Origin of the sequence: Nonomuraea sp. NPDC050153, assembly GCF_044460125.1 — a bacterium.
Lineage (GTDB): Bacteria > Actinomycetota > Actinomycetes > Streptosporangiales > Streptosporangiaceae > Nonomuraea.
Genome location: NZ_JBITJQ010000001.1, coordinates 574,046 through 595,003 on the forward strand (window position 1 = coordinate 574,046; position 20,958 = coordinate 595,003).

21 protein-coding genes are annotated in these 20,958 nt (G+C 71.2%); 7 read left to right on the forward strand and 14 right to left on the reverse strand.

Going from position 1 to position 20,958, the window contains the following annotated elements; genetic code table 11:
* Positions 1–59: 59 nt before the first annotated feature.
* From ACIBQ1_RS02730 to ACIBQ1_RS02765, 8 genes are all read right to left on the reverse strand, one after another.
* Positions 60–800, reverse strand: coding sequence for an ABC transporter permease (locus ACIBQ1_RS02730; protein WP_397274195.1), 741 nt, complete (start codon positions 798–800; stop codon positions 60–62).
* Positions 793–1,674 (reverse strand): ABC transporter ATP-binding protein, encoded by an 882-nt coding sequence (locus ACIBQ1_RS02735; RefSeq protein ID WP_397274196.1) that lies wholly within the window; start codon positions 1,672–1,674, stop codon positions 793–795. Before ACIBQ1_RS02735 ends, ACIBQ1_RS02730 begins: the two co-directional genes overlap by 8 nt.
* Positions 1,671–1,994, reverse strand: coding sequence for a winged helix-turn-helix domain-containing protein (locus ACIBQ1_RS02740; protein ID WP_397274197.1), 324 nt, complete (start codon positions 1,992–1,994; stop codon positions 1,671–1,673). Before ACIBQ1_RS02740 ends, ACIBQ1_RS02735 begins: the two co-directional genes overlap by 4 nt.
* Positions 1,991–2,617, reverse strand: a complete 627-nt coding sequence (locus ACIBQ1_RS02745; protein ID WP_397274198.1) for a hypothetical protein — start codon at positions 2,615–2,617, stop codon at positions 1,991–1,993. Before ACIBQ1_RS02745 ends, ACIBQ1_RS02740 begins: the two co-directional genes overlap by 4 nt.
* Positions 2,618–2,700: 83 nt before the next feature.
* Entirely contained in the window at positions 2,701–4,377 is a 1,677-nt protein-coding gene (cydC, locus tag ACIBQ1_RS02750) for a thiol reductant ABC exporter subunit CydC (protein ID WP_397274199.1), read from the reverse strand.
* On the reverse strand, positions 4,374–6,197 hold the full coding sequence (gene cydD / locus ACIBQ1_RS02755; RefSeq protein ID WP_397274200.1) for a thiol reductant ABC exporter subunit CydD: 1,824 nt from the start codon (positions 6,195–6,197) through the stop codon (positions 4,374–4,376). Before cydD ends, cydC begins: the two co-directional genes overlap by 4 nt.
* Positions 6,198–6,203: 6 nt before the next feature.
* Positions 6,204–6,968 (reverse strand): cytochrome d ubiquinol oxidase subunit II, encoded by a 765-nt coding sequence (locus ACIBQ1_RS02760; protein ID WP_397274201.1) that lies wholly within the window; start codon positions 6,966–6,968, stop codon positions 6,204–6,206.
* Positions 6,969–6,979: 11 nt separating this feature from the next.
* On the reverse strand, positions 6,980–8,149 hold the full coding sequence (locus tag ACIBQ1_RS02765; protein ID WP_397274202.1) for a cytochrome ubiquinol oxidase subunit I: 1,170 nt from the start codon (positions 8,147–8,149) through the stop codon (positions 6,980–6,982).
* Positions 8,150–8,284: 135 nt separating this feature from the next.
* Here ACIBQ1_RS02765 and ACIBQ1_RS02770 point away from each other — a divergent pair, with 135 nt between their 5' ends.
* Positions 8,285–8,656: a PadR family transcriptional regulator gene (locus ACIBQ1_RS02770; RefSeq protein WP_397274203.1), complete on the forward strand. Its 372-nt coding sequence runs from the start codon at positions 8,285–8,287 to the stop codon at positions 8,654–8,656.
* Here ACIBQ1_RS02770 and ACIBQ1_RS02775 read toward each other — a convergent pair.
* Positions 8,628–9,296, reverse strand: a complete 669-nt coding sequence (locus ACIBQ1_RS02775; RefSeq protein WP_397274204.1) for a permease prefix domain 1-containing protein — start codon at positions 9,294–9,296, stop codon at positions 8,628–8,630. The genes ACIBQ1_RS02770 and ACIBQ1_RS02775 overlap by 29 nt on opposite strands.
* A gap of 105 nt (positions 9,297–9,401) precedes the next feature.
* On the opposite strand from ACIBQ1_RS02775, the gene ACIBQ1_RS02780 reads away from it, so the two are divergent.
* Genes ACIBQ1_RS02780 through ACIBQ1_RS02790 form a run of 3 tightly spaced genes read left to right on the forward strand, consistent with a single transcriptional unit; the run spans position 9,402 to position 10,544 of the window.
* Positions 9,402–9,755, forward strand: coding sequence for a VOC family protein (locus tag ACIBQ1_RS02780; protein ID WP_397274205.1), 354 nt, complete (start codon positions 9,402–9,404; stop codon positions 9,753–9,755).
* Positions 9,752–10,084, forward strand: coding sequence for an ArsR/SmtB family transcription factor (locus ACIBQ1_RS02785; RefSeq protein WP_397274206.1), 333 nt, complete (start codon positions 9,752–9,754; stop codon positions 10,082–10,084). The genes ACIBQ1_RS02780 and ACIBQ1_RS02785 overlap by 4 nt, the downstream gene beginning before the upstream one ends.
* Positions 10,074–10,544: an SRPBCC domain-containing protein gene (locus ACIBQ1_RS02790; RefSeq protein WP_397274207.1), complete on the forward strand. Its 471-nt coding sequence runs from the start codon at positions 10,074–10,076 to the stop codon at positions 10,542–10,544. The genes ACIBQ1_RS02785 and ACIBQ1_RS02790 overlap by 11 nt, the downstream gene beginning before the upstream one ends.
* Before the next feature lie 21 nt (positions 10,545–10,565).
* Here ACIBQ1_RS02790 and ACIBQ1_RS02795 read toward each other — a convergent pair whose 3' ends face one another.
* The gene (locus tag ACIBQ1_RS02795) at positions 10,566–11,885 is read right to left on the reverse strand and encodes a pentapeptide repeat-containing protein (protein WP_397274208.1); all 1,320 of its coding nucleotides are present in this window, start codon (positions 11,883–11,885) and stop codon (positions 10,566–10,568) included.
* A gap of 144 nt (positions 11,886–12,029) precedes the next feature.
* Between ACIBQ1_RS02795 and ACIBQ1_RS02800 the strand changes: the two genes are divergently transcribed.
* Together ACIBQ1_RS02800 and ACIBQ1_RS02805 are read left to right on the forward strand one after the other, a co-directional pair.
* The gene (locus tag ACIBQ1_RS02800) at positions 12,030–13,691 is read left to right on the forward strand and encodes an ExeM/NucH family extracellular endonuclease (protein ID WP_397274209.1); all 1,662 of its coding nucleotides are present in this window, start codon (positions 12,030–12,032) and stop codon (positions 13,689–13,691) included.
* Between the two features lie 233 nt (positions 13,692–13,924).
* A complete protein-coding gene (locus ACIBQ1_RS02805; protein WP_397274210.1) occupies positions 13,925–14,290 on the forward strand; it encodes a thioredoxin family protein in 366 nt (121 codons plus the stop codon).
* Between the two features lie 15 nt (positions 14,291–14,305).
* Here the strand turns inward: ACIBQ1_RS02805 and ACIBQ1_RS02810 are convergent, their stop codons facing one another.
* The 4 genes from ACIBQ1_RS02810 to ACIBQ1_RS02825 form a co-directional block, all read right to left on the reverse strand.
* Positions 14,306–15,112, reverse strand: coding sequence for an SAM-dependent methyltransferase (locus ACIBQ1_RS02810; protein ID WP_397274211.1), 807 nt, complete (start codon positions 15,110–15,112; stop codon positions 14,306–14,308).
* A 302-nt stretch (positions 15,113–15,414) separates the two neighbouring features.
* Positions 15,415–16,839 carry a rifampin monooxygenase gene (rox, locus tag ACIBQ1_RS02815; protein ID WP_397274212.1) on the reverse strand — a complete coding sequence of 475 codons (1,425 nt, stop codon included), beginning with the start codon at positions 16,837–16,839 and terminating at the stop codon, positions 15,415–15,417.
* A 454-nt stretch (positions 16,840–17,293) separates the two neighbouring features.
* Positions 17,294–18,631, reverse strand: a complete 1,338-nt coding sequence (locus ACIBQ1_RS02820) for a class II 3-deoxy-7-phosphoheptulonate synthase (protein WP_397274213.1) — start codon at positions 18,629–18,631, stop codon at positions 17,294–17,296.
* Between the two features lie 92 nt (positions 18,632–18,723).
* Positions 18,724–19,920 carry an FAD-dependent oxidoreductase gene (locus ACIBQ1_RS02825; protein WP_397274214.1) on the reverse strand — a complete coding sequence of 399 codons (1,197 nt, stop codon included), beginning with the start codon at positions 19,918–19,920 and terminating at the stop codon, positions 18,724–18,726.
* Between the two features lie 119 nt (positions 19,921–20,039).
* Here ACIBQ1_RS02825 and ACIBQ1_RS02830 point away from each other — a divergent pair, with 119 nt between their 5' ends.
* Positions 20,040–20,939 (forward strand): anti-sigma factor, encoded by a 900-nt coding sequence (locus ACIBQ1_RS02830; RefSeq protein ID WP_397274215.1) that lies wholly within the window; start codon positions 20,040–20,042, stop codon positions 20,937–20,939.
* Positions 20,940–20,958 lie beyond the last annotated feature (19 nt).

Below are 20,958 nucleotides of genomic sequence, written 5' to 3' on the forward strand. Positions count from 1 at the left end.
CCCTCCCGGACGGGTGTGCCGTCGAGATCGCTGCGGACTCGGCGGCACACCCCCCATTTTCAGGAGAAGCGTCTGCCCTCGTCGCGGCGGTAGGCCCAGCCCGCGGCGAGGGCGAGGACGACCGTCCAGACGGCCAGCATGACGATGGCGACCACGTTCGGACTGCGGTCCGCGGTCACCGCCCAGAGCAGCTCCGCCGCCCCCCGGGCCGGCGTGTACGGGGAGACGGCCTCGATGAAGCCGGGCAGGACCTGCGGCGGCAGCAGCAGCCCGCCCAGCACCGCCAGCGGGAAGAACAGGACCTGCGACACCGCGATCGCGGCCTTCGAGCTCAGCAGGAAGCCGATGAGCAGGCCGAGCAGCATGAACGGGATCCCGCCGGCGACCAGCACGGCCAGCCCGAGCAGCAGTTTCACCGGCGTGATCGTGGCCTTCGTGAGGAACGCCGCCACCAGCAGCACGGGGATCACCGAGACCAGCATGACGCCCACCGTCGTCAGGATCCGCCCCGCGAAGCGGGGGAACGGGCCCGCGGGGAGCGTGCGCAGGTACGGATTCCAGGGTTGCTCGCGGTCCTGGGCCACGGTGATGCTGAGCCCGATCAGCGCGCCCGACATGGCCCCGAAGAACATCAGCGACGCCGTCGCCATCGTGGCCGCCTGCGGATCCTGTCCCGCGAACGGCACCACGAACGCCAGCATCGACACGGCCGGGAAGAACGCGCTGGCCAGGAGGCTGATGGGCACCCGGAGCTGCTCCAGCACCAGATAGCGGGTGTGGGCGAGGACCAGGCTAGACATGCGCGGACTCCTTCGAGGTGATGGCGAGGAAGGCCTCTTCCAGGGTGGTCGGCCTGATCTCGAGGCCGGAGAACGGCGTGCCGCTCCGCACCAGCTCGACGACCAGCCGGTCGGGGTCGGTGGTCACCAGGTGGATCCGGCCGTCCTCGCGTTCGGTGCCGATGACGCCGGGCAGCTCGGGCAGGTCGTCGGCGACGAGCGAGACGCGCCGCACGCCCACCATGTCGCGTACGGCCCGCACGGTGTCGTCGGCCAGCACGCGGCCGTGGCCCACCACCACGACCCGCTCGGCCAGGGCCTCGATCTCCTCCAGGTAGTGGCTGGTCAGCAGGACGGTGCCGCCGCCCTCGTGGAAGGACCTGATGCCCTCCCACAGCGCGCGCCTGGCCTCGACGTCCAGGCCGGTCGTGGGCTCGTCCAGGAAGACCAGCTTCGGGTCGCCCGCGAACGCCAGCGCCACGGCCAGCCGCCGCTTCTGCCCGCCGGACAGGCCGCCGACCTGCCGCTTGACCAGGTCGTCCAGGCCGAAGCGCGCCAGCAGCTCCCCTTTATCCGCTTTTTTCGGAAAATGTGCTGAAACAAAGTCGACGATCTCGCCGACGCGTAACGACTCGGGCAGCCCGGTCTCCTGCGGGGTCACGCCGATGCCGCGGCGTACGACCGGGTCCTGCGGGGAGCCGCCGAGCAGCTCGACCGTGCCGGAGGTGGGGCGGCGCAGCCCCACGAACAGGTTCATCAGGGTAGATTTGCCCGCGCCGTTCGGGCCGAGCAGGCCGACGAGCTCACCCGCCCTGATGTCGAGCGAGACCCGGTCGAGCGCGAGCACGTCGCCGTAGCGACGGGTGACCTCGATCGCCCTGGCGAGCATGGTCATGAGATTCCTCCAGCATTGTCGAGCAAGGCGCGGATCGCCTTGGTGTAGTCCTCGAAGGCCAGCCGTCCGCGCTTGGTGAGTGCCACGAACGTGACGGGGGTGCGCCCCTTGTGCGTCTTGACGATCTGGACGTATCCGGCGTCCTCCAGCTTGGTGAGGTGCACCGACAGGTTTCCCGCCGTCATGCCGAGCAGGTCCTTCAGCGAGGGGAAGGCCATCTCGTTCCCCTCGCCGAGCACGTTGAGAGCGGCGACCACCCGCAGCCTGGCCTGCGCGTGGATCACCGGGTCGAGCTCCGGCGGCGGGCTGTCGCCCGTCACCGGTAGCGCCGCCGCAGCCACAGGCCCGCGACGATGAAGCCGCCTCCCAGCAGCACGGCCGTCAGCAGCGCGTGCCAGCCGGCGCCGAGCAGCACCCCCACGGCGTCGACGCCGGCGACCCAGGCGCCGATGAAGAACATCGGCCAGTTGAGCCAGATCGCGCCCCCGGCCATGTGCAGGACCGCGACGATCATGAGCGACGCGCCTCCCCAGACCAGGCCGCTCTCCTCGGGCGGCAGGAGGGCGCTCACCCTGGTGGCGATGACGACCACGAGCATCATCCCGGCGAACCAGGTGTACCCGTACATCGCGCCCCTGGCCGTGTGGTCGCCGCGGATGCCGCTGCTCATCCGCACGATCCCGAACGCGGCCACCGCCCCGGCCACCATCTGCGCGCCCATCAGCACTGCCAGCGCCTGCATCTGGGAGATCGGCGCGTACGGGTGGCCGTCGAGGCCGTAGTGCAGGAAGAACGCGGTGAAGCCGAGCAGCCAGGCGACGCCCCAGGGGACGTAGAGCAGGAGCGGGTCGCCGCGCAGCCGGCTCACGGTGGCGACCCGCTGCTCCTCGATGAGGCGCAGCATCTCCTCGGGGCTCGTCACCCGTTCGTCATCGCTCATCATGACAAACTCCTCGATCTCTCAAACTGGTTTGTATCTTAAACCAGATTGCCACGCCAACTCAATGCCCCCGTCCGTCAGGGTGCTCAGCGCCTGGTCAGGACCTCGGACTCCCACAGGTCGCGGTAGTAGCCGGGCACGGAGACGAGCTCGTCATGCCGGCCCCGCTGGACGACCCGGCCCTCTTCGAGCACGACCACCTCGTCCACGCTCTCCAGCCCCTTGAGCCGGTGCGTCACGAGGAGCGTGGTGCGGTCGCGGGTGACGTCGAGCAGGTCGCCCATCAGCCGGTCGGCCGTCTCCTCGTCGAGCGCCTCGGCGGGCTCGTCGAGCAGCAGCACGGGCGGGTCGTACAGCAGCGCCCTGGCCAGGGCCAGGCGCTGCAGCTGCCCGCCGGACACGGTTCTGCCGTCCTCGCCCAACTCCGCGCCCCACCCGGTCCGCTCGACCCAGCCGTCGAGCCGGGCGTCGCGTACGGCCGCGTCGAGCTCCTCCTGGCCCGCTTCCGGGCCCGCGAGGCGCAGGTTGTCCTTCAGGCTGGCACGGAAGATGTACGGGTCCTGGGTGAGACCGGTCATGAGCGTCCGCACGTCGTCGCCCGCGAGGTCGCGTACGTCCACGCCGTTGACGCGGATGCCGCCCGACTCCGGCTCGACCAGCCGCATCAGGGCGGCCAGCAACGTGCTCTTCCCCGCCCCGCTGGGGCCCACGATCGCCACCCGCTTGCCGGGCGTGAGCGTCAGCGACACCCCGTCCAGTGCGGCCCGCGCGGCCCCGTGGCGGACCACCAGGTCGTCGATCTCGACGGTCAGCGGGGCCTCGGGCCGGGGCGCGGACTCGGCGGGCTCGGCGACGGCCGGGGCGGCGGTGCGGACCTCGCGCAGGCGGCGCAGCGCCGCCGTGATCCCCGCCAGGCGCTCACCCGCCGCCGCCAGCGGCAGCACCGGCTCGAACGCCACCAGGGCGGTCAGAGCCAGCACCGCCGTCGCGACCGAGCCGGCGCCCGCGCCCTGGGCCAGCAGGACGACGGCCGCCACCGTCAGGCCCTGCACGAGGGTGCCCCCGGCCAGGGCGGCGGCGTGGACGCGGGCCTGGCGGCGTTCGAGGGCGGCCAGGGACTCATCGGCGGCCAGCGCCTTGGCCAGCGCCTCCGCGTCGGCGCCGTAGGCGGCCAGGTCGGCGGAGCCGTGCACGAGGTCGGCCACCCGGCCCGCCAGCGCCGCCCTGGCCGGGGCGATCCTGGCCGACCAGCGGCGGGCGGCGGCGGCCGTGCCGGCGGGCAGCGCCACCCCGGCCAGCAGGAGCCCGGCCACCAGCACGAGCGCCGTCACCGGAAGGACGGCCAGCCCGATGACGACGGCCGCCAGCCCCGCCAGCGCCGCCGCCGCAGCGGGGAGCAGGCAGCGCACGAGCAGGTCCTGTACGGCCTCGGTGTCGTCGACCATGCGGCTGAGCAGGTCGGCTCCGCCGTGCCTGGGCTGCTGGGGCGGGATGAGGGCCCGGTAGAGCTGCTCGCGGGTGCCCGCCTGGGCGCGCAGCGCGACGTCGTGGCCGGTGAGGCGTTCGGCGTAGCGGAAGACGCCCTTGCTCGTGGCGAACGCCCTGGTCGCCACGATGGCGACGCTCAGGGCGGCCAGGCCCGGCTGCTGCGCGGCCCTGGTGATCAGCCACGCGGCGGCGGCGATGAGCCCGAGCCCGGCCAGGTCCGCCGCCGCGCCCGCCAGCACGGCCCACAGGAGCCGCGTCCCCATCCGTCGGTTCACCGCCCGCTCCCTTCGCCCCGCCGGGCCGCCACCTGATCGTGCTGCCGATCCCCGCCCGGGGACGACGCCGGCTCACCGGGGCGGCTCGCCCGCGGGGCGGCGCCGGTCCGGTCCGTACTCGTCCGTCCGTCGCGGCGGACGGTGTCGGAGACGACGCGGCCCTCGTGGACGCGGATGACGCGGTCGGCGAGGTCGATCATGGCCGGGCGGTGCGCGACGATGACGGCCGTGCGGCCCCGGGCCAGGTCCGCGGTGGCCGCCACCACGGCGGCCTCGCTGCGTCCGTCCAGCCGGGCGGTGGGCTCGTCGAGCAGCAGCACCGAGGCCGCGGGCCGGCAGAAGGCCCGCGCCAGCGCGATCCGCTGCCGCTGGCCGGCGGACAGGTTGGCGCCGCGCTCGCCCACCATCGTGTCGAACCCCTGCGGCAACGCGTCCACGAAGCCGGCGTGCGCGGCGGCCGCGGCCTCGCGGACCTCGCCCAGGGAGGCGTCAGGAGCCCCGAGCCGAATATTGTCGGCCACGGAGGTGGCGAACAGATGGGGCCGCTGCGCCACGAACGCCAGCCGCGACCGCCAGCTCCCCAGGTCCAGCTCGTGAAGGTCGGCGCCGTCGACGAGCACCCGGCCCTCCGACGGCTGGACGAACCCGAGGACGAGGTGGAGCAGGGTGCTCTTGCCCCCGCCGCTCTCGCCGACCAGCGCCACCCGTTCGCCCGGGTCGATCGTGAGCGAGACGTCCTCCAGGGCCGCGACGTCGCGCCCGGGGTAGCGGACGGTCACGTTCTCCAGGCGGATCTCCGGCGCCCCTGGCGGCGGCGTCCCCCGCGCGGCCGCACGAACCGGCCCGCGTGCGGAATCGGGGGCGGAATCGGGGGCGGGATCGGGCTCGTCCGCGCCGTCCAGCACGGCGAAGGCCGCGTCGGCCGCCGCCACGCCCTCCATCGAGGCGTGGAAGCGCGTCCCCATCGCCCGCAGCGGCAGGTACGCCTCCGGCGCCAGCAGCAGCACCAGCAGCGCGGTCGTCAGGTCCAGCGACCCCCCGAGCAGCCGCAGCCCGATCGGCACCGCCACCAGCGCCAGCGACAGCGACGCGCACAGCTCCAGCACCAGCGATGACAGGAACGCCACCCGCAACGTCCGCATCGTCGCGCTCCGGTGCGCGTCCGTGACCTGCTGGATGACGCTCGCCTGGTAGCGGGCCCGGCCGAACGCCCGCAGCGTGGGCAGCCCGCGCACCACGTCGAGGAAGTGGCCGCCGAGCCGCGACAGGGCCAGGAACTGGCGCTCGGTGACGGCCTTGGTGGTCATGCCCACCAGGGCGCCGAAGACGGGGATCAGCGGCAGCGTGACGAGGACGATGACCGCGCTGGCCAGGTCGGCGGCGAACAGCCGTACCAGCACCGCGAGCGGCACCACCCCGGCCACCGCGATCGAGGGCAGGTAGCCGGTCAGGTACGCGTCGAGCCCGTCCAGGCCGCGCCCCGTGAGCGTGACCAGCTCGCCCGAGCGGTGCTGGGTGAGCTTCCCCGGGCCCAGGTCGCGCAGCCGGGCCAGCAGCCGGTGGCGCAGCGCCGACTTCACGCCGGTCGCGGTGCGCCCGGCGAAGACGCCCTGCGTCCACGCCAGCAGCGCCCGCACGCCCACCACCGCGGCCAGCCCCGCCAGGGCGACGGCGGTGAACCTGCCGGACAGCACCCCGGCCAGCAACTCGGCCTGCACCAGCACGAGCAGCCCCGCCAGCACCGCGGCGACCATGGTCACCGCGAGGTGGCGGCGGACCGACCGCTCGGCCCGCATGAGCCGTAGAAGATCCTTGTGCACGAGCCCTCAGAAGAACGACGGAAGCAGGAGGGCGTCCTTCCCTGGGCGGAAAGTGCGCCACACCCATACTTGCGCGCCCAGGACGACCGGTGCGAGCGGCAGCACCATGACACTGAGCACATTCAACGTGGCCGCGGGCGCGCTGTGCGCCAGCAGGTACGGCATCGCGCCCACGAGCACGCCCACCGCCGGGATCGCCGCCACGAACCCCGACACCATCAGGGCCCGCCCCGACCGGGAGGCCCCGAAGACCCCGGGCGTCCGCCACGCCAGGAACGTCCACCCGTGGAAGGCGAACAGCAGCGTCACGACCGCCCCCAGCATCATCCCCACCGGGTGCACGGCCGGGGCCGCGAACCCCGTGGCCGCCGCGTAGATCGTCATGCCCCACCCGAACGACAGCCCCAGAGACCCGAACGCGATCATCGCGTCCCAGAACCCCCGCCACCTGAACCCGTCCAGCCTCCGCCGGAACCACAGCCCCGCGTCCCGCACGATCCAGCTCAGCAGCATGGCCACCACCAGCGGGTACAGCTTGAACAGCGCCTTGCCCTCCAGCAGCGGATAGACGCCGAACAGCGTCCCGGCGACCGCCACCAGCCACACCTCATTGGCCAGCACGTACGGCGCCATCGCCCCCACCATGCGGTCGCGGCCCTCTCGCGTCCTGCCCATCAGCGGCAGCAGCAGCCCCACCCCCAGGTCGAACCCCTCAAGGGCGAAATATCCGATCAGCAGTACGGCGAAGACAACGAACCAGATCACTTCCATGTCGGCACTCCTCAGTAGCTCAGGGCGGGGGAGCGGGACTCGCCGGCGGGGGCGGCGCCCAGGGCCAGGTCGCCCGGTCCGCGCCGGACGATCTTGGCGATGAGCACGTAGTCGACGACCGCCAGCAGCCCCAGCACGCCCGCGAACCCGACGAGCGAGGCCGTGACCATGCCCGAGGTCAGCCCCGGGGACATCGCGTCGGCCACGGAGAGCTTCTCCCAGATCATCCACGGCTGGCGGCCGACCTCCCGGGCCAGCCAGCCCATGATCGCCAGGGCGAACGGCAGCGGCGTCATCACCATGAGCAGCGGATGCGTCCACCGCCATCGCGGCAGCACGCCGATCATCGGCAGCATCACGAACAGCACGACCAGCGCGAGCAGCTGCCCGAACTCGATCATGATCGCCAGTGGGAGCGCCGCGCCCACGTTGCCGTCGAACTTCCCGTCCTGGATCCCGGCGAACTGCGCGTACCCGAACCCGGTCGTCAGGAAGATCCCGAGCGCCGCCGCGACCACGCCGGTCCGCAGCGACCTGGTGAAGAACTCCACATGCTCGGTGCGGCGCCGCAGCTGGTACGCGCTCGCCCCCACCAGCACCATGGCCCCCGTGAACAGCCCGGCCCCGATGACGTGCGGGAAGGAGAAGACCAGGCTCTTGTTCGTGAGCAGGGCGCCGAAGTCGACCAGCTCCAGGCGGTCGCCGCGGGCGACGGAGCCGACCGGGTTCTGCAGGAACGAGTTGGCGACCATGATGTAGAAGGCGCTCGCGTACGCGGTCAGCGTCACGAGCCAGATGCAGGCCAGGTGCAGCCCCTTGGGCAGCCGCCGCCAGCCGAAGATCCACAGCCCCAGGAACGTGGACTCCAGGAAGAAGGCCACCAGGGTCTCCATGGCCAGCGGCGCGCCGAACACGTCGCCGGCGTAGTGGGACAGGCCGCTCCAGGACAGGCCGAACTGGAACTCCATCACCAGCCCGGTCACGATGCCCAGCGCGTAGTTGACGACGTAGATCTGCCCCCAGAAGCGGGTCATGCCCTCGTGCAGCGGCTTGCCCGAGATCGCCCAGCGCGTGTTCATGATCGCCACCAGCGGCGCCAGGCCCAGCGTGAGCACGACGAACAGGAAGTGGAGGCTTCCCGTCACGGCGAATTGCGTCCGTGCCAGTTCGAGTACATCCATCGCGAACTCCGTTGTTGTGTCTACCTACATATAGACAGCCTACATGTAGACTGCCTACATGAGAGCACGTGTCCGTACTTCGGCGGAGGGTGCAGGGCATGCCGGGGCGCCCGAGCGGTGTCTAGGATCGGAACCATGAATCCGGACGCGCTGCGCGGGCACATGGACGCGCTCCTGCTCTCCGTGCTGGAGCGGGAGCCGTTGCACGGCTACGCCATCATCGAGGCGCTGCTGGAGCGCAGCGGCGGCGCGCTGAACGTGCCCACGGGCACCGTCTACCCGGCCCTGCGCCGGCTGGAGCGCATCGGCTACCTGTCCAGCGAGTGGGCCACGGTGGGCGGGCGCAGGCGCCGCACCTACCGGCTGACGGATTCGGGCAGGAAGCAGCTCGAAGGGGAGCGTTCGGCGTGGCAGGAGTTCGCCACCGTGATCGGCAGCGTGCTCCGCGCGGACGCCGCCGAAGCCGGGGCGGGGGAGGTCAGGGGCGCGCGAAGGGCGGCCGGCTGATGCGCAGGCAGCGCGTCGCGCCGTAGAGCTGCAGCCCCCAGCAGGCGGACGTCACCGCGTTGGCCAGGGCGGAAGGCAGGACGTCCAGCCGGCTCGCCCCGTGCGAGCCCAGGGTCAGCAGGACGCCCAGCGCCACGGTGACGGGCAGCATGCCCCAGACGAGCACGCCCAGCGACCTGGTCACCAGCCGGGGCCGGTGGATCCACCGGGAGCCCCGGCTCAGCGCGAACAGCGCGAGCCCGCCGTACAGCCCGACGCAGAGCTGCAGGATGTCGAGCAGTCGCGAGACGGGCCGGTACCAGGCGGGGGCGAGCCGCCAGGCGCTGTCGTCACCGGGATAGACGCGCCAGATCACCGACCACATCAGCGCGGTGATCGGCACGCTGATGAACAGCAGGAAGCCCAGCCGGCGCCCCGCCACGGCGGTCAGCTCGGACTGGTAGCCCGGGGCGATCTCCGCGACCTGCCCGAACTCCGCCACCGCGACCCGCTCCGCCTCCGCCCGGTCGAGCCCCTCGGCCTCCAGGGCGTCGGCGGTGTCGGTCAGGCTGTCGCGCGCCTCGACGACCAGATCGTGCTTCGGCCCGTGCGGGCCGGCCAGGGCGCGGTCGAGCTCTGCCACGTAGTCGTCGATGCGCATGGACATCAGTCTACGGAGAACGATCTCGGGGTCCCATCGGGGAATTCCCCGATATTCCAGGGGCGAGGTTGATGTGTAGGAAAAAACCTACGTATAGTGTCCGACATGCCGATATCCCAGATCCTCACCATCACCGTGCCCGTCGCCGACCAGGAGCGGGCGCTGGCCTTCTACACCGGCGTCCTCGACTTCGAGGTGCGCACGGACAACCCGTTCCCGATGGGCCGCTGGCTCACCGTCGCCCCCAAGGGGTCCGCGACCGCGCTGCTGCTGGCCTCCTGGTTCCCCGGCATGGCTCCGATCGGCGGCCTGGTGGTGGCCGCGCCCGACCTCGACGCCCTGGCCGCGCGGCTGCGCGAGCACGGCACCTCCTTCGAGGGGCCGAGCGACGAGCCGTGGGGGCGTCAGCTGCTGTTCCAGGATCCGTTCGGCAACGGGTTCGTGGTCAGCCAGGTATGACGGCCGACCACGTGTTCGCCGCGCTGGCCAGCCCGGCCAGGCGGGAGCTGCTGCGTCTGCTGCTCGACGAGGGCGCCCAGCCCGCCGGCCGGCTGGCCGAGCGGTTCGACATGAGCCGGCCCAGCGTGTCGGAGCACCTGAAGGTGCTCAGGGACGCCGGGCTGGTGGCCGAGACCCGCAAGGGGCGGGAGCGGCACTACCGGCTGGAGGCGGCGCCGCTCATGGAGCTCCGCGACTGGCTCACCCCGTACGAACGGTTCTGGCGGGAGAAGCTGGCCGGCCTCACGGCCCTGCTCGACGAGATGGAGGACGACGACCATGCCCCGTGACCCGGCGGCCGAAGACCTGCGCGCGATCAGGATCGACCAGTTCATCGCGCACCCGCCGAGGAAGGTGTGGCGGGCGCTCACCGAGCCCGAGCTGGTCGCCCGCTGGCTCATGCCCAACGACTTCAGGCCGGAGGTGGGGCACCGGTTCACCTTCACCACGGAGCCCAAGCCGCAGGTCGGCTTCGACGGGATCGTCTACTGCGAGGTGCTGGAGCTGGAGCCGGAGAAGCTGCTCAAGATCAGCTGGAGCGACCGCAAGCGGGCCGACTGGACGGTCACCTGGCGGCTGGAGCCCGAGGGCAAGGGCACCAGGCTGTTCCTCGACCACGAGGGCTTCGACCCGGACGACGAGCTGCAGCAGCTCTCCCGCCGGATCATGGGCGGCGGCTGGCGTTCGCGGCACTTCCGCGCCATCGCCGCCGTCGTGGAGGAGCTCGGCGTGGAGGAGCTCGGCGGCTGAGGGCGGAAGGCGGGCCCCGGCTTACGGGGTGGACGTCCACATCACGGTGGCCGTGGTGATCGCCAGCAGCAGCGCGAACCAGCCGGCCGCCCGGCCCATGCGCATGCCGTACCCGCACACGAGCCAGGAGACCGACAGCCACCAGCGGTGACCGGCCTGGCGCCGCATCTCCATGGCCGCGAACGCGAAGTCGGCCGAGGTGGCGCGGTCGCTGGGCTGCAGCCCGGCGTAGAGGTCGGCCAGCCGGTCGGGTGTGGCGCCGGGGTCGCCCGGCGCCGCCCAGCCGCGCATGGTGTGCTCGTCGGCCAGCGCGCGCCGGCGGGAGAACCAGCGCAGCATCGGCCAGCGCAGGCTCACCCGCAGGCCGCGCGGCGTGAGCGCGAACGTGCAGTCCTTGACCCGCACCCCCGACGGATGGGCCAGACCGGCGAACCTGCACCCCGACAGGTCCAGCCCGTACAGCGCCAGGTCGGCGGCCTCCACCTGGCGCAGCGACGTCAGCATGGACCTGCCCCGCCCGGTCACGGTGGCGGGGCCGCGCAGCACCGCGCCCTCCAGATCGGCCTGGGAGTCGGTCAGCCGCAGCGTCGTCGCGCCGGCCACCTCGACGCCGCGCAGGTCCACGCCGCACCGGGACACGGTAACGTCGAGGAGCCCGTCGGCGCGGGCCCTGGCCGCCGACAGCCTGCCGGTGGCCGAGAGGTACGCGTCGGCGGCGAAGTGCGCGGCCTCGAACCCGGCGTGCCCGCTGACCTTGCGGAAGGACAGGGTGCGGCCGAAGCGCGCCCCTCTGAAGGCGGCCCCGTCGCCCAGCCTGGCCCCGTCGAAGGTGGCGTACCCGTCGAACCTGGCCCGCTCGCACGACAGCCCATGGCCGAAGACGGCCTGGCTGAACAGCGCGTCGCGGGACATCACGGCCCGGTCGAGCGAGACGTGCCCGCGCACGGTGACGCCGTGGAAGGACAGCTCGCGCGTGAACCTGGCGCCGGCCAGCGACACGTTGCCCTCGAAGCGGGCGCCGAAGAACGAGGCCAGCCGGTCGAACCTGGCGCCGTCGAGCGACACGTCGCCCGAGAACGTCACGCCGGACAGCCGTACGTCGCCGGTGAACCTGACCCGGTCGAGCCGGGTCCTGCCGGGCCTGTTGCCGGTGGCATCGAGCACCCGGGACAGCAGCTCGCTGCTCACGGTGGTGCCGCGCAGGTCGAGCAGGCGGCCGGGAGACATCTCGGCGAGAGCCTCGGGGAGTTGATCGGGCGCGAGGTGCGCGAGGCAGAAGCCGGTCGTCCGGCTGGCGATTCCGGTGCAGGCAGCAGAATACGCGCAGGTGACCCAGTCCATACAGGGGTCATACCCGCCCGAGACGGCGTCAAGGTTCGATGTTTTAATGTTCTATCCACTTTTATGTGGAAATATGCGCTCTAAACTGGCTCTAAAGTGCCGGGCATGCGCGCTTTATCCCAAGCATCCATCGTTGCCCTGGTTGTGGTAGCTCTCTCCGCCTCGCCCGCCGTGGCGGAGCCCGCGTCCCCCTGCGACACCCCCGCCACCCACCGCGTCGCCCAGGTGCAGGGCAGCGGGGAGGCGACCCCGCTGGCCGGCCAGACCGTACGGGTCGAGGGCGTCGTCACCGGCGACTTCCAGCGGACCGACCAGCTCAGCGGCTTCTTCCTGCAAGATCCGCGGCCGGACTCCGACCCCGCGACCTCGGAGGGGCTGTTCGCGTTCGCCCGGGAGTCGTTCAAGGACGTCAAGGCCGGCGACCGGGTCCTGGTCACCGGCCGGGCGATCGAGTTCAACGGCTGGACCGAGCTGTCGCCGGTCACCGCCGTGGACGTGTGCGGCACCGGGAGCGTGGCGGCGCAGCCGTACAAGCTGCCCACCGACCCGGCCGGCGGCCTGGAGGCGGTCGAGAACATGCTGCTCACGTTCCCGCAGCCGCTGACCGTCAGCGAGCACTACAACCTGGGCCGCTACGGCGAGGTCACGCTCTCCTCGCAGGGGCGGCTGTTCCAGCCGACCGACCGGCCGGGCGTGGACCCGGCGCTGGACGCCCGCCGCTCGCTGCTCGTCGACGACGGCTCCACCCGGGAGAACCCGGCCACCCTGCCGCCCATCGTGCGCACTGGCGACGTCGCGTTCGGCGTCACGGGCGTGCTCGGGTACGGCTTCGCCAAGTACCGGCTGCAGCCGACCGAGCCGATCGACTACAAGAACGCCAACCCGCGCCTGCCCAAGCCGTTCCCCGTGATCGGGAACGTCAAGGTGGCCTCGTTCAACACCCTCAACTGGTTCACCACGCTCGGCTCGCGCGGCGCCACCAACGCCGAGGAGCAGCAGCGCCAGCTCGCCAAGCTGGTGGCCGCCCTCAAGGGCCTCAACGCGGACGCGGTCGCGCTCATGGAGGTCGAGAACAACGGCCAGACCGCGCTGCAGACGCTGGTGGACGCCCTGAACGCCGAGGTCGGCGCCGGTACGTACGCGGGGCTCACGCACCCGTACCCCGGCACGGACGCCATCCAGGTCGCGCTGATCTACAAGCCCGCCAAGCTGACCCCGGTCGGCGAGCCGAAGGCGTCGCAGGACCCGGTGTTCAGCCGCCCGCCGCTGATCCAGACCTTCCGCCGCAAGGGCGGCGGCCGGCCGTTCACGATGCTGGTCAACCACCTCAAGTCCAAGGGCACCTGCCCGGCCGGCGGTCCCGACGCCGACCAGGGCGACGGCCAGAGCTGCTGGAACGCCACCCGCGTCAAGCAGGCGCAGGCCCTGCTGGGCATCATCGCCGACCAGGACCTGCCCAACCCGATCGTGCTCGGCGACCTCAACGCCTACGGCGAGGAGGACCCGATCGACACGCTTGAGACGGGCGGCCTGACCAGCGTCACCAAGCGGTTCGTGCCCGCGCGGCAGCGCTACAGTTACCTGTTCGACGGCCTGGCCGGCGAGCTCGACCACGCCATGGTCGGACGGCAGCTGCTCAAGCGGGTGACGAGCGCGACGATCTGGCACATCAACTCCGACGAGCCGCGCATCCGCGACTACAACACGGAGTACAACCCGCCCGGCCTCTACCAGCCGGACGCGTTCCGCTCCTCCGACCACGACCCCCTGGTCATCGGCCTGACCCTGCCGGGAGGCAAGGGGTAAGTCCGAAGAGAGGGGGCGGTTTCACAAACCGCCCCCTCTCTTCTCGTTGTGAGATCGGCCGCGATCTCGACCTCAAGGGGACGGATCTTCCACTACCGTCCACCGGCCCCAGACCTTCTCCGGCCGTCCTTGCCGTGTGGCAGAGTTCGGGCTGGCATGGACACTGGAATGCCGGCGAAGGGGTAGAGGTTCATACCCATGGATAATTTTCAGCGAGGGACGAGGAGCCACTTGTGGCGACCATCGAAGTAACAGAGCAGAACTTCAACGACATCGCCGACAAGGGGATCGTGCTGCTCGACTTCTGGGCGGAGTGGTGCCCGCCGTGCAAGAAGTTCGGTCCGATCTTCGAGCAGGCGTCGGACAAGCACGAGGACATCACGTTCGGCAAGATCGACACTGACGCCGAACAGGGGCTCGCGCAGGGTTTCGACATCACCTCGATCCCGACGCTCATGGCCATCCGCGATGGCATCGTGGTCTTCGCCCAGGCCGGCGCCATCCCGGCGCCCGCACTTGAGGACCTGATCAGGCAGGTGCGGGCGCTCGACATGGACGGCATCAGGGCCGAGCTCGCCGAGGAGATGAAGCAGAACTGACCCTTCCCCGGGGTCTCAGGGCTTGGCGGCGACCCCGACGTACCCGAACGTGATCCCGTTCCCGGGCGCGTCCGGGTCGTCGGGCCGCCACCCGTTCGGGTAGGTCAGCCCGGGCTCCTCCAGCTCGTAACCTTCGAAGAACCGCAGGATCTCCTCGCGCGTGCGCAGGCTCAGCGCGGCCGTGGCCCGCCGGTAGATCTCGATGGCCTGCGGGGTGGTGTCCGGCGTGGTGTCGATGGCGTGGCTGAGCACCAACCGGCTGCCGGGCGCGCTCACCGCACGCAGCTTGCCCACCATGTCGTACGCGACGTCGTCCGGGATGAAGTGCAGGATCGCCAGCATCAGGAACGCCACCGGACGATCGAAGTCGATCATGTCGCGCAGCTTGTCCAGCAGCGTGTCGGTCTCGCGCACGTCCGCCTGCAGGAAGAGCACGTCCTCGGTCCTGGCCAGCAGCGCCCTGCCGTGCACGCAGACCACGGGGTCGTTGTCCACGTAGACGACGCGCGCCTCAGGGGCGATCTCGTGCGTGTTCCCCTGGGTCGGCAGCCCGGCGCCGAGGTCCACGATCTGCCGCACGCCCGAATCGACCAGGTGCCGCACGGCGCGGCGCAGGAACGCCCTGTTCGCACGGGCGCCCTCCTTGGTGTTGGGGAACGTCTGCAGGATCTGCTCGGCGGCTGCCCGGTCGGCCGCGAAGTTGTCCTTACCGTCGAGGAAGTAGTCGTACATACGCGCGACGTTGGGGACGTTAGGGTCCACCCCCTCGGGGGCACTGTCCACGATTTCTCCCGAAATTTCGGCCTTTTTGCGGGCGATCATATCCGCGGGCTCCCCGGTTTCCCCGGAATTCGGTTCTACTCGCGTGACCAGTGAGACGCACATCACCCACCCCCATCACACCCCGCCCCGGCCCCCTCGCTCCCGGTGACCCCACCCGCCACACCGGCCCTCCGGCCGTACCCCCATGGGGCCGCCCGCCACCGCGCGACGGCCCCGCGCGCCACCTCCGATCGCGCTCCGCCGCGCCGGTGGGCGACGTGCTCGAAGGCGCCGCCACGCCGGAACGCGCCGTCACGAGCGAGCTGTCATCCTCGCGGGCCTTTCCGGTTGCTCGGGCGAAATCAGCCGGCGGGCTCGCCGAACCAGCGGGAGAGGTGGCCGTCCAGGTCCTGCTGATCGTCGCCGATCCAGGCGACGTGGCCGTCGGGGCGTAGCAGGACGCACGGAACATCCAGTGCCGCAGTGGGATCCGCGAGGTGATCGACCCGGTCTGACCAGCCGCCGGCGGTCAGGCGTTCGGTGCGGTCCAGCAGCAGGCCGCGGCCGCGATGCAGCAGACCGTAGAGGTGGCCCTGTTTCACGTCGATGTCGCGCAGGCGGCGGCCGAGCAGGTCGGGGCCTGCGCCGAAGTCGTAGCGGATGCCGATCGCGGTGATCTTCTCGATCAGATGGCGGTTCACCTCGTCGAAGTCCATCAGTTCGGTGAGCAGCCTGCGCACGGCCCGCGGGCCCGGTTCGGTGGAGTGCAGTTCCATCTGGGCGCGGGTGTTGTCCAGCACGTCCTCGGCGACCGGATGACGTTCGGCATGGTAGGTGTCCAGCAGTGTTTCCGGGGCCCAGCCGCGGATCTGCGCGGCCAGTTTCCAGCCGAGGTTGAATGCGTCCTGAACGCCCAGGTTGAGGCCCTGTCCGCCGGTGGGTGGATGGATGTGCGCCGCATCGCCGGCCAGCAGCACCCGCCCGACCCGATAACGTTCGGCCAGCCGGGTGGCATCCCCGAAGCGGGACATCCAGCGCGGGGAGTGCACGCCGAAATCGGTTCCGGCGATGGCGCGCAACTGTTGTTTGAAATCCTCGAGGGTGGGCGGTTCCGCGTGATCGCTGACTCCCGCGGCAGGGACTAGGACGCTGTAGACCCCTTCGCCGAAGGGCCTGAGCCAGAATCGCTGATGGGTCTGGCTGATTTCGGTCACCTTGGCGGCGATCTCCTCCTGCGGCACGCCCACTTTCATCTCGCCCATGAGCGTGTCGGTCCGTGAGGGCTCGCCGGGGAAGCCGACGCCGAGCAGTTTGCGCACCGTACTGCGCGCGCCGTCACAGCCGACGAGGTAGCGCGAACGCAGCTGTTCCCCGTCGGCCAGCTCGACGGTCACACCCTCGTCGTCCTGCTCGAAGCCGGCGACCGCGCAACCGCGCCGGACCTGCGCGCCCAGTTCGATCGCATGTTCTCCGAGCAGGTGTTCGATGACCGGCTGCGGGATGCCCAGCAGATAGGCGTACGCGGAATCCAGGCCCTTGGGCGCGGGTTTGTCGATGGCGGCGAAGAAACCGGCGGCCGGACGCTGTCTTCCATGCCGGAGAATGCGATCCAGCAGCCCGCGCATCGCCATCAGTTCGAGACTGCGAATATGCAGACCGACTATGCGGACGAACGACGCGGGCTCGGTTTCCTTCTCCAGAACGAGTACGCGCACATCGTGCAGCCGCAGTTCGGCGGCCAGCATCGCACCGGTCGGCCCGCACCCGGCAATGATCACATCGAACATGAGGGGCGCGCGATCGGCGCCGGAGGCCGGCGACCGGAGAACTCCGGGGACGTCGCCCACCGTGGAGTCGCGCCCGGCCCTGTCGTTCGACGGCGGCTCGGCGGTGACCTGCTGAGAGTGCATAGGTGTTGCCTTTCGGGAGTGCCTTGTTGGCGAGGCGCTCCCGGCGACACCTACGTCAATCGCCCGGCCGTGACGGGAAGGGGGAGCACCCACATCGATACAGCGTTCATGGGTCTCACCTCCTCGGGCGGCGTCACGGTCAACGGCAAGCTACAAGCCCGATCACCATCCCGTCCAATCCTTTTCCCGGCCACGTGATCACGACTCCAAAGGGGCCCGTGCGGGCCGGGTGGTGGCGCGGGGGCTGGGGCGGGGCGGGCAGGGGCCGGGAAAGCCGAAAGGGGGCGCGCGCGCTCGGTGAGCGGGCGCGTCCCCTCAGCTGCGAGTGAGGTCAGCCGCGGTAGAGCTCGGCCACGCGGAAGGCGAGGTCGAGGGACTGGCTGCGGTTGAGCCGCGGGTCGCAGGCCGTCTCGTAGCGGGTCGCGAGGTCGTCCTCGGCGATCTCGTGCCCGCCGCCCACGCACTCCGTCACGTCGTCGCCCGTGAACTCGATGTGGATCCCCCCGGGATGCGTCCCCAGGGACCGGTGCACCTCGAAGAAGCCCGCCACCTCGTCCAGCACGTCGTCGAGGCGGCGCGTCTTGTGCCCGCTGGGCGCCTCGAACGTGTTGCCGTGCATCGGGTCGCAGATCCAGGCCACCCGCGCCCCCGTGGCCGTGACCTCCTTGACCAGGGCCGGCAGGTGCTCGCGGATCTTGGAGGCGCCCATGCGGGTGATGAACGTGAGCCGCCCCGCCTCGTTGCCCGGGTTGAGCTTCTCGATGAGCCCGAGGGCCTCGTCGGGCGACGTGGTGGGCCCGAGCTTGACGCCGATCGGGTTGCGGATGCGGGCGAAGAAGTCGACGTGCGCCCCGTCGAGCTGGCGGGTGCGCTCGCCGATCCAGACCATGTGCGCCGACACGTCGTACGGCAGCCCCGTACGCGAGTCGATGCGCGTCAGCGCCCGGTCGTAGTCGAGGATGAGCGCCTCGTGCGAGGAGTAGAACTCCACGGTGTGGAACTCCTCGGGATCGGCCCCGCAGGCCCGCATGAACGCGAGCGCCTGGTCGATCTCCCTGGCCAGCTGCTCGTAGCGGCGCCCGGCGGGCGACTCGGCCACGAAGTCCTGGTTCCAGGCGTGCACCTGGCGCAGGTCGGCGTAACCGCCCTTGGTGAAGGCGCGCGCGAGGTTGAGGGTCACGGCCGAGGAGTGGTAGGCCTTGAGCAGCCGCCACGGGTCGGGCCGGCGCGCCTCGGCGGTGAAGTCGAACCCGTTGACCATGTCGCCCCGGTAGGCGGGCAGCTCGATCCCGTCACGGGTCTCGCTGCCCTTGGAACGCGGCTTGGCGAACTGGCCCGCGACCCGGCCGATCTTCACGACCGGCACCTTGCCCGCATAGGTCAGCACGATCGCCATCTGCAGCAGCGTCTTGAGCTTGTTGCGCACGTTGTCGGCGGTCGCGCCGGAGAAGGTCTCCGCGCAGTCGCCGCCCTGGAGGACGAACGCCTCGCCGCGGGCGACGGCGGCCAGCTGCTCCTTGAGCTGGTCGCACTCGCCGGCGAAGACCAGTGGGGGCAGGCCGCCGAGCTCGGCGACGACCTTGTCGAGCTCGCCGCGGTCGGGCCAGTCAGGTTGCTGCGCCGCGGGGAGGGCTCGCCAGGAATCGAGATCCACGAGATTGCTGCTCACGAGATACGAGGGTAATCCACCTGCCACAGCCCCACGGACCCCCTTGTCCACGTTGTGAGAATGCAGTTATACCCCTGTGGACTCCGAGGCGGTCAAAGTTCCTTTACGGTCACGTGCTCGGGCCGCACCCCCAGGCCGATGAAACGCCGGGCCACCCGGTTGAGCAGGGGGATCCCGGTCATGTCACGGGGCAGCCCGGACGGGTCGAGCCTGTTGCGCAGCGCCCGCTTGACCACCAGGTTCTGAAAAACCCGCTGGGCCGCCTGCGTGACCCGGGTGGGCGGCATCCGCCGCTTCTGCACCAGGCGCAGGGTCGGCTCGGGGATCGGCGCGCCGGACCTGAGGGAGCCGGCCAGCAGGTTGGCGGTGGCGACCGCGTCCTGGACGGCCAGGTTGATCCCGACCCCGAACACCGGCGACATGGCGTGCGCGGCGTCCCCGATGCACAGGAACCCGGGCCGGTGCCAGCGGCGCAGGCGGTTGATCGCGACGGTGAGCACGCTGACGTCGTCGTAGCTCCGGATCTGCCCGACCCGGTCGGTCAGCCACGGCAGCAGCGACGCGACGGGCTCGCGCAGCGCGTCGATCCCGGACCGCACCAGCTCGTCGAACCCGCCCTTGGGGATCACGTACGCGAGTTGCCAATAACTTTGCCTGTTGATGGACACCATCATGCGTCCGCTGGACAGCCGCAGGAACGTGTCGTCGCGGTCGGACGGGTGCCTGGGCAGCCGGAACCACACCACGTCCATCGGCGCGCCGAGCTCCTCCGGCACGAGCCCGGCGCGCTCGCGCAGGGTCGAGTGCCGCCCGTCGGCGGCGACGGTCAGGTCGGCCCTGATCTCGTGCTCGCCCGACTCGTCCCGGTAACGCAGCCCGCGCACGGTCCGGCCCTCGCGGATCAGGTCGTACGCCTCGGCGTTCATCAGCAGCCGGAAATGCGGGTACCGGGCGGCGGCCGATGTGATGAGGTTGAGGAAATCCCATTGCGGTACGAACGCGATGTAGTCGTACTTGCCGGGCAGCCCGCGCAGGCTCGCCATCCTGACGTCCCCGCGGTCGGTGACCATGCTGATCGCGTACGCCTTCCAGTGGGGGAGCTTCAGGAACTCCTCGGCCAGCCCCAGCTCGTCGAGCACCTGCAGCGTGGACGGATGGATCGTGTCGCCCCGGAAGTCGCGCAGGAAGTCACCGTGCTTCTCCAGCAGCGTGACCTCGACACCCGATCTGGCCAGCAGCAGCGCCAGCATCGCGCCGGCCGGTCCGCCGCCTGCTATGACACAGCTCATAATTCATCACCCGGTGAGATTGTCTCACGCCATGAGAAAAGAGCAAGCCTCCACGGCCATCCGACATGCCCGAGTCGCCGAAGTACATGCGTGAGCCGCCTCTCACAAAGGGAGTGGATATGACGGACGAACTCCACACCCTCTCGGGCGCCTACGCCGTGCACGCACTGCCGTACGCCGAGTGGGTGCTGTTCGAGGAGCACCTGCTGGCGTGCTCGGCCTGCTGGGCGGAGGTGCGCCGGCTGCGGGAGGCGGCGGCCAGGCTCGCCGAGGCCGTGGCCGAGCCGCCGCCCGCCGTGCTCCGGCAGCGCCTGCTCGCCGCCGCCCACGAGCTGCGCAGGCCCGTGCCGGACGACGCCCCGACGCTCAGGGTCCTGCGCGAGCCCGAACGGCCCGCCGCGTTCACCCCCAGGCCGGAGCAGCCCGGAGCGTTCACCACCAGGCCGGAGGAGCCCGCCGCGTCCGGCACGAGGTCGGAGGAGCTCGCGGCGTTCAGGACCACGCCGGAGATCCCCGTGGCTCGCGAGAGCGGCCGGGTCGTGCCCCTCAGGCGCGGGCGGGCCAGGCTGACGGCGGGCCTGGCGGCCGTGGCCACGGCGGCCGCGGTCGCGCTCGGCGCCGTCGCCCTCGACGCCCGCCGCGACGTGAGCGAGCTGACCGCCAGGAACGACGAGCTGATCGCCGTGCTGGCCGCACCCGACGCCGAGACGGTACGCCAGCCCGTCACCTCGGGCGGCACCGGCACGGTCGTGATCTCCCGCTCCAGGGGACGCATGATGTTCGCCTCGTCCGGCCTGTCCGAACTGCCCCAATCCAAGGGATACGAGCTGTGGCTGATGGGCCCCGACGGCCCGCGTCCTGCCGGGATGCTCGACCGGGCCGGGGGCGACCTGACCACGCCCCTGCTGATCACGCCGGACCGGGCGGACGACCGCGTGGCGCTCACGGTCGAGCCGGCGGCCGGGTCCAGGAGACCGACGACCCAGCCGATCCTGCTGGCCGAGCTGCCGACGGCCTGACACGCAGTTAGGGACTTGG

Coding starts and splice junctions, on each gene's coding strand:
- ACIBQ1_RS02730 (WP_397274195.1), bottom strand. CDS start 800: ATGTCTAGCCTGGTCCTCGCCCACACCCGCTATCTGGTGCTGGAGCAG.
- ACIBQ1_RS02735 (WP_397274196.1), bottom strand. CDS start 1,674: ATGACCATGCTCGCCAGGGCGATCGAGGTCACCCGTCGCTACGGCGAC.
- ACIBQ1_RS02745 (WP_397274198.1), bottom strand. CDS start 2,617: ATGATGAGCGATGACGAACGGGTGACGAGCCCCGAGGAGATGCTGCGC.
- ACIBQ1_RS02760 (WP_397274201.1), bottom strand. CDS start 6,968: ATGGAAGTGATCTGGTTCGTTGTCTTCGCCGTACTGCTGATCGGATAT.
- ACIBQ1_RS02765 (WP_397274202.1), bottom strand. CDS start 8,149: ATGGATGTACTCGAACTGGCACGGACGCAATTCGCCGTGACGGGAAGC.
- ACIBQ1_RS02770 (WP_397274203.1), top strand. CDS start 8,285: ATGAATCCGGACGCGCTGCGCGGGCACATGGACGCGCTCCTGCTCTCC.
- ACIBQ1_RS02775 (WP_397274204.1), bottom strand. CDS start 9,296: ATGCGCATCGACGACTACGTGGCAGAGCTCGACCGCGCCCTGGCCGGC.
- ACIBQ1_RS02780 (WP_397274205.1), top strand. CDS start 9,402: ATGCCGATATCCCAGATCCTCACCATCACCGTGCCCGTCGCCGACCAG.
- ACIBQ1_RS02785 (WP_397274206.1), top strand. CDS start 9,752: ATGACGGCCGACCACGTGTTCGCCGCGCTGGCCAGCCCGGCCAGGCGG.
- ACIBQ1_RS02790 (WP_397274207.1), top strand. CDS start 10,074: ATGCCCCGTGACCCGGCGGCCGAAGACCTGCGCGCGATCAGGATCGAC.
- ACIBQ1_RS02795 (WP_397274208.1), bottom strand. CDS start 11,885: ATGGACTGGGTCACCTGCGCGTATTCTGCTGCCTGCACCGGAATCGCC.
- ACIBQ1_RS02810 (WP_397274211.1), bottom strand. CDS start 15,112: ATGATCGCCCGCAAAAAGGCCGAAATTTCGGGAGAAATCGTGGACAGT.
- rox (WP_397274212.1), bottom strand. CDS start 16,839: ATGTTCGATGTGATCATTGCCGGGTGCGGGCCGACCGGTGCGATGCTG.
- ACIBQ1_RS02825 (WP_397274214.1), bottom strand. CDS start 19,920: ATGAGCTGTGTCATAGCAGGCGGCGGACCGGCCGGCGCGATGCTGGCG.
- ACIBQ1_RS02830 (WP_397274215.1), top strand. CDS start 20,040: ATGACGGACGAACTCCACACCCTCTCGGGCGCCTACGCCGTGCACGCA.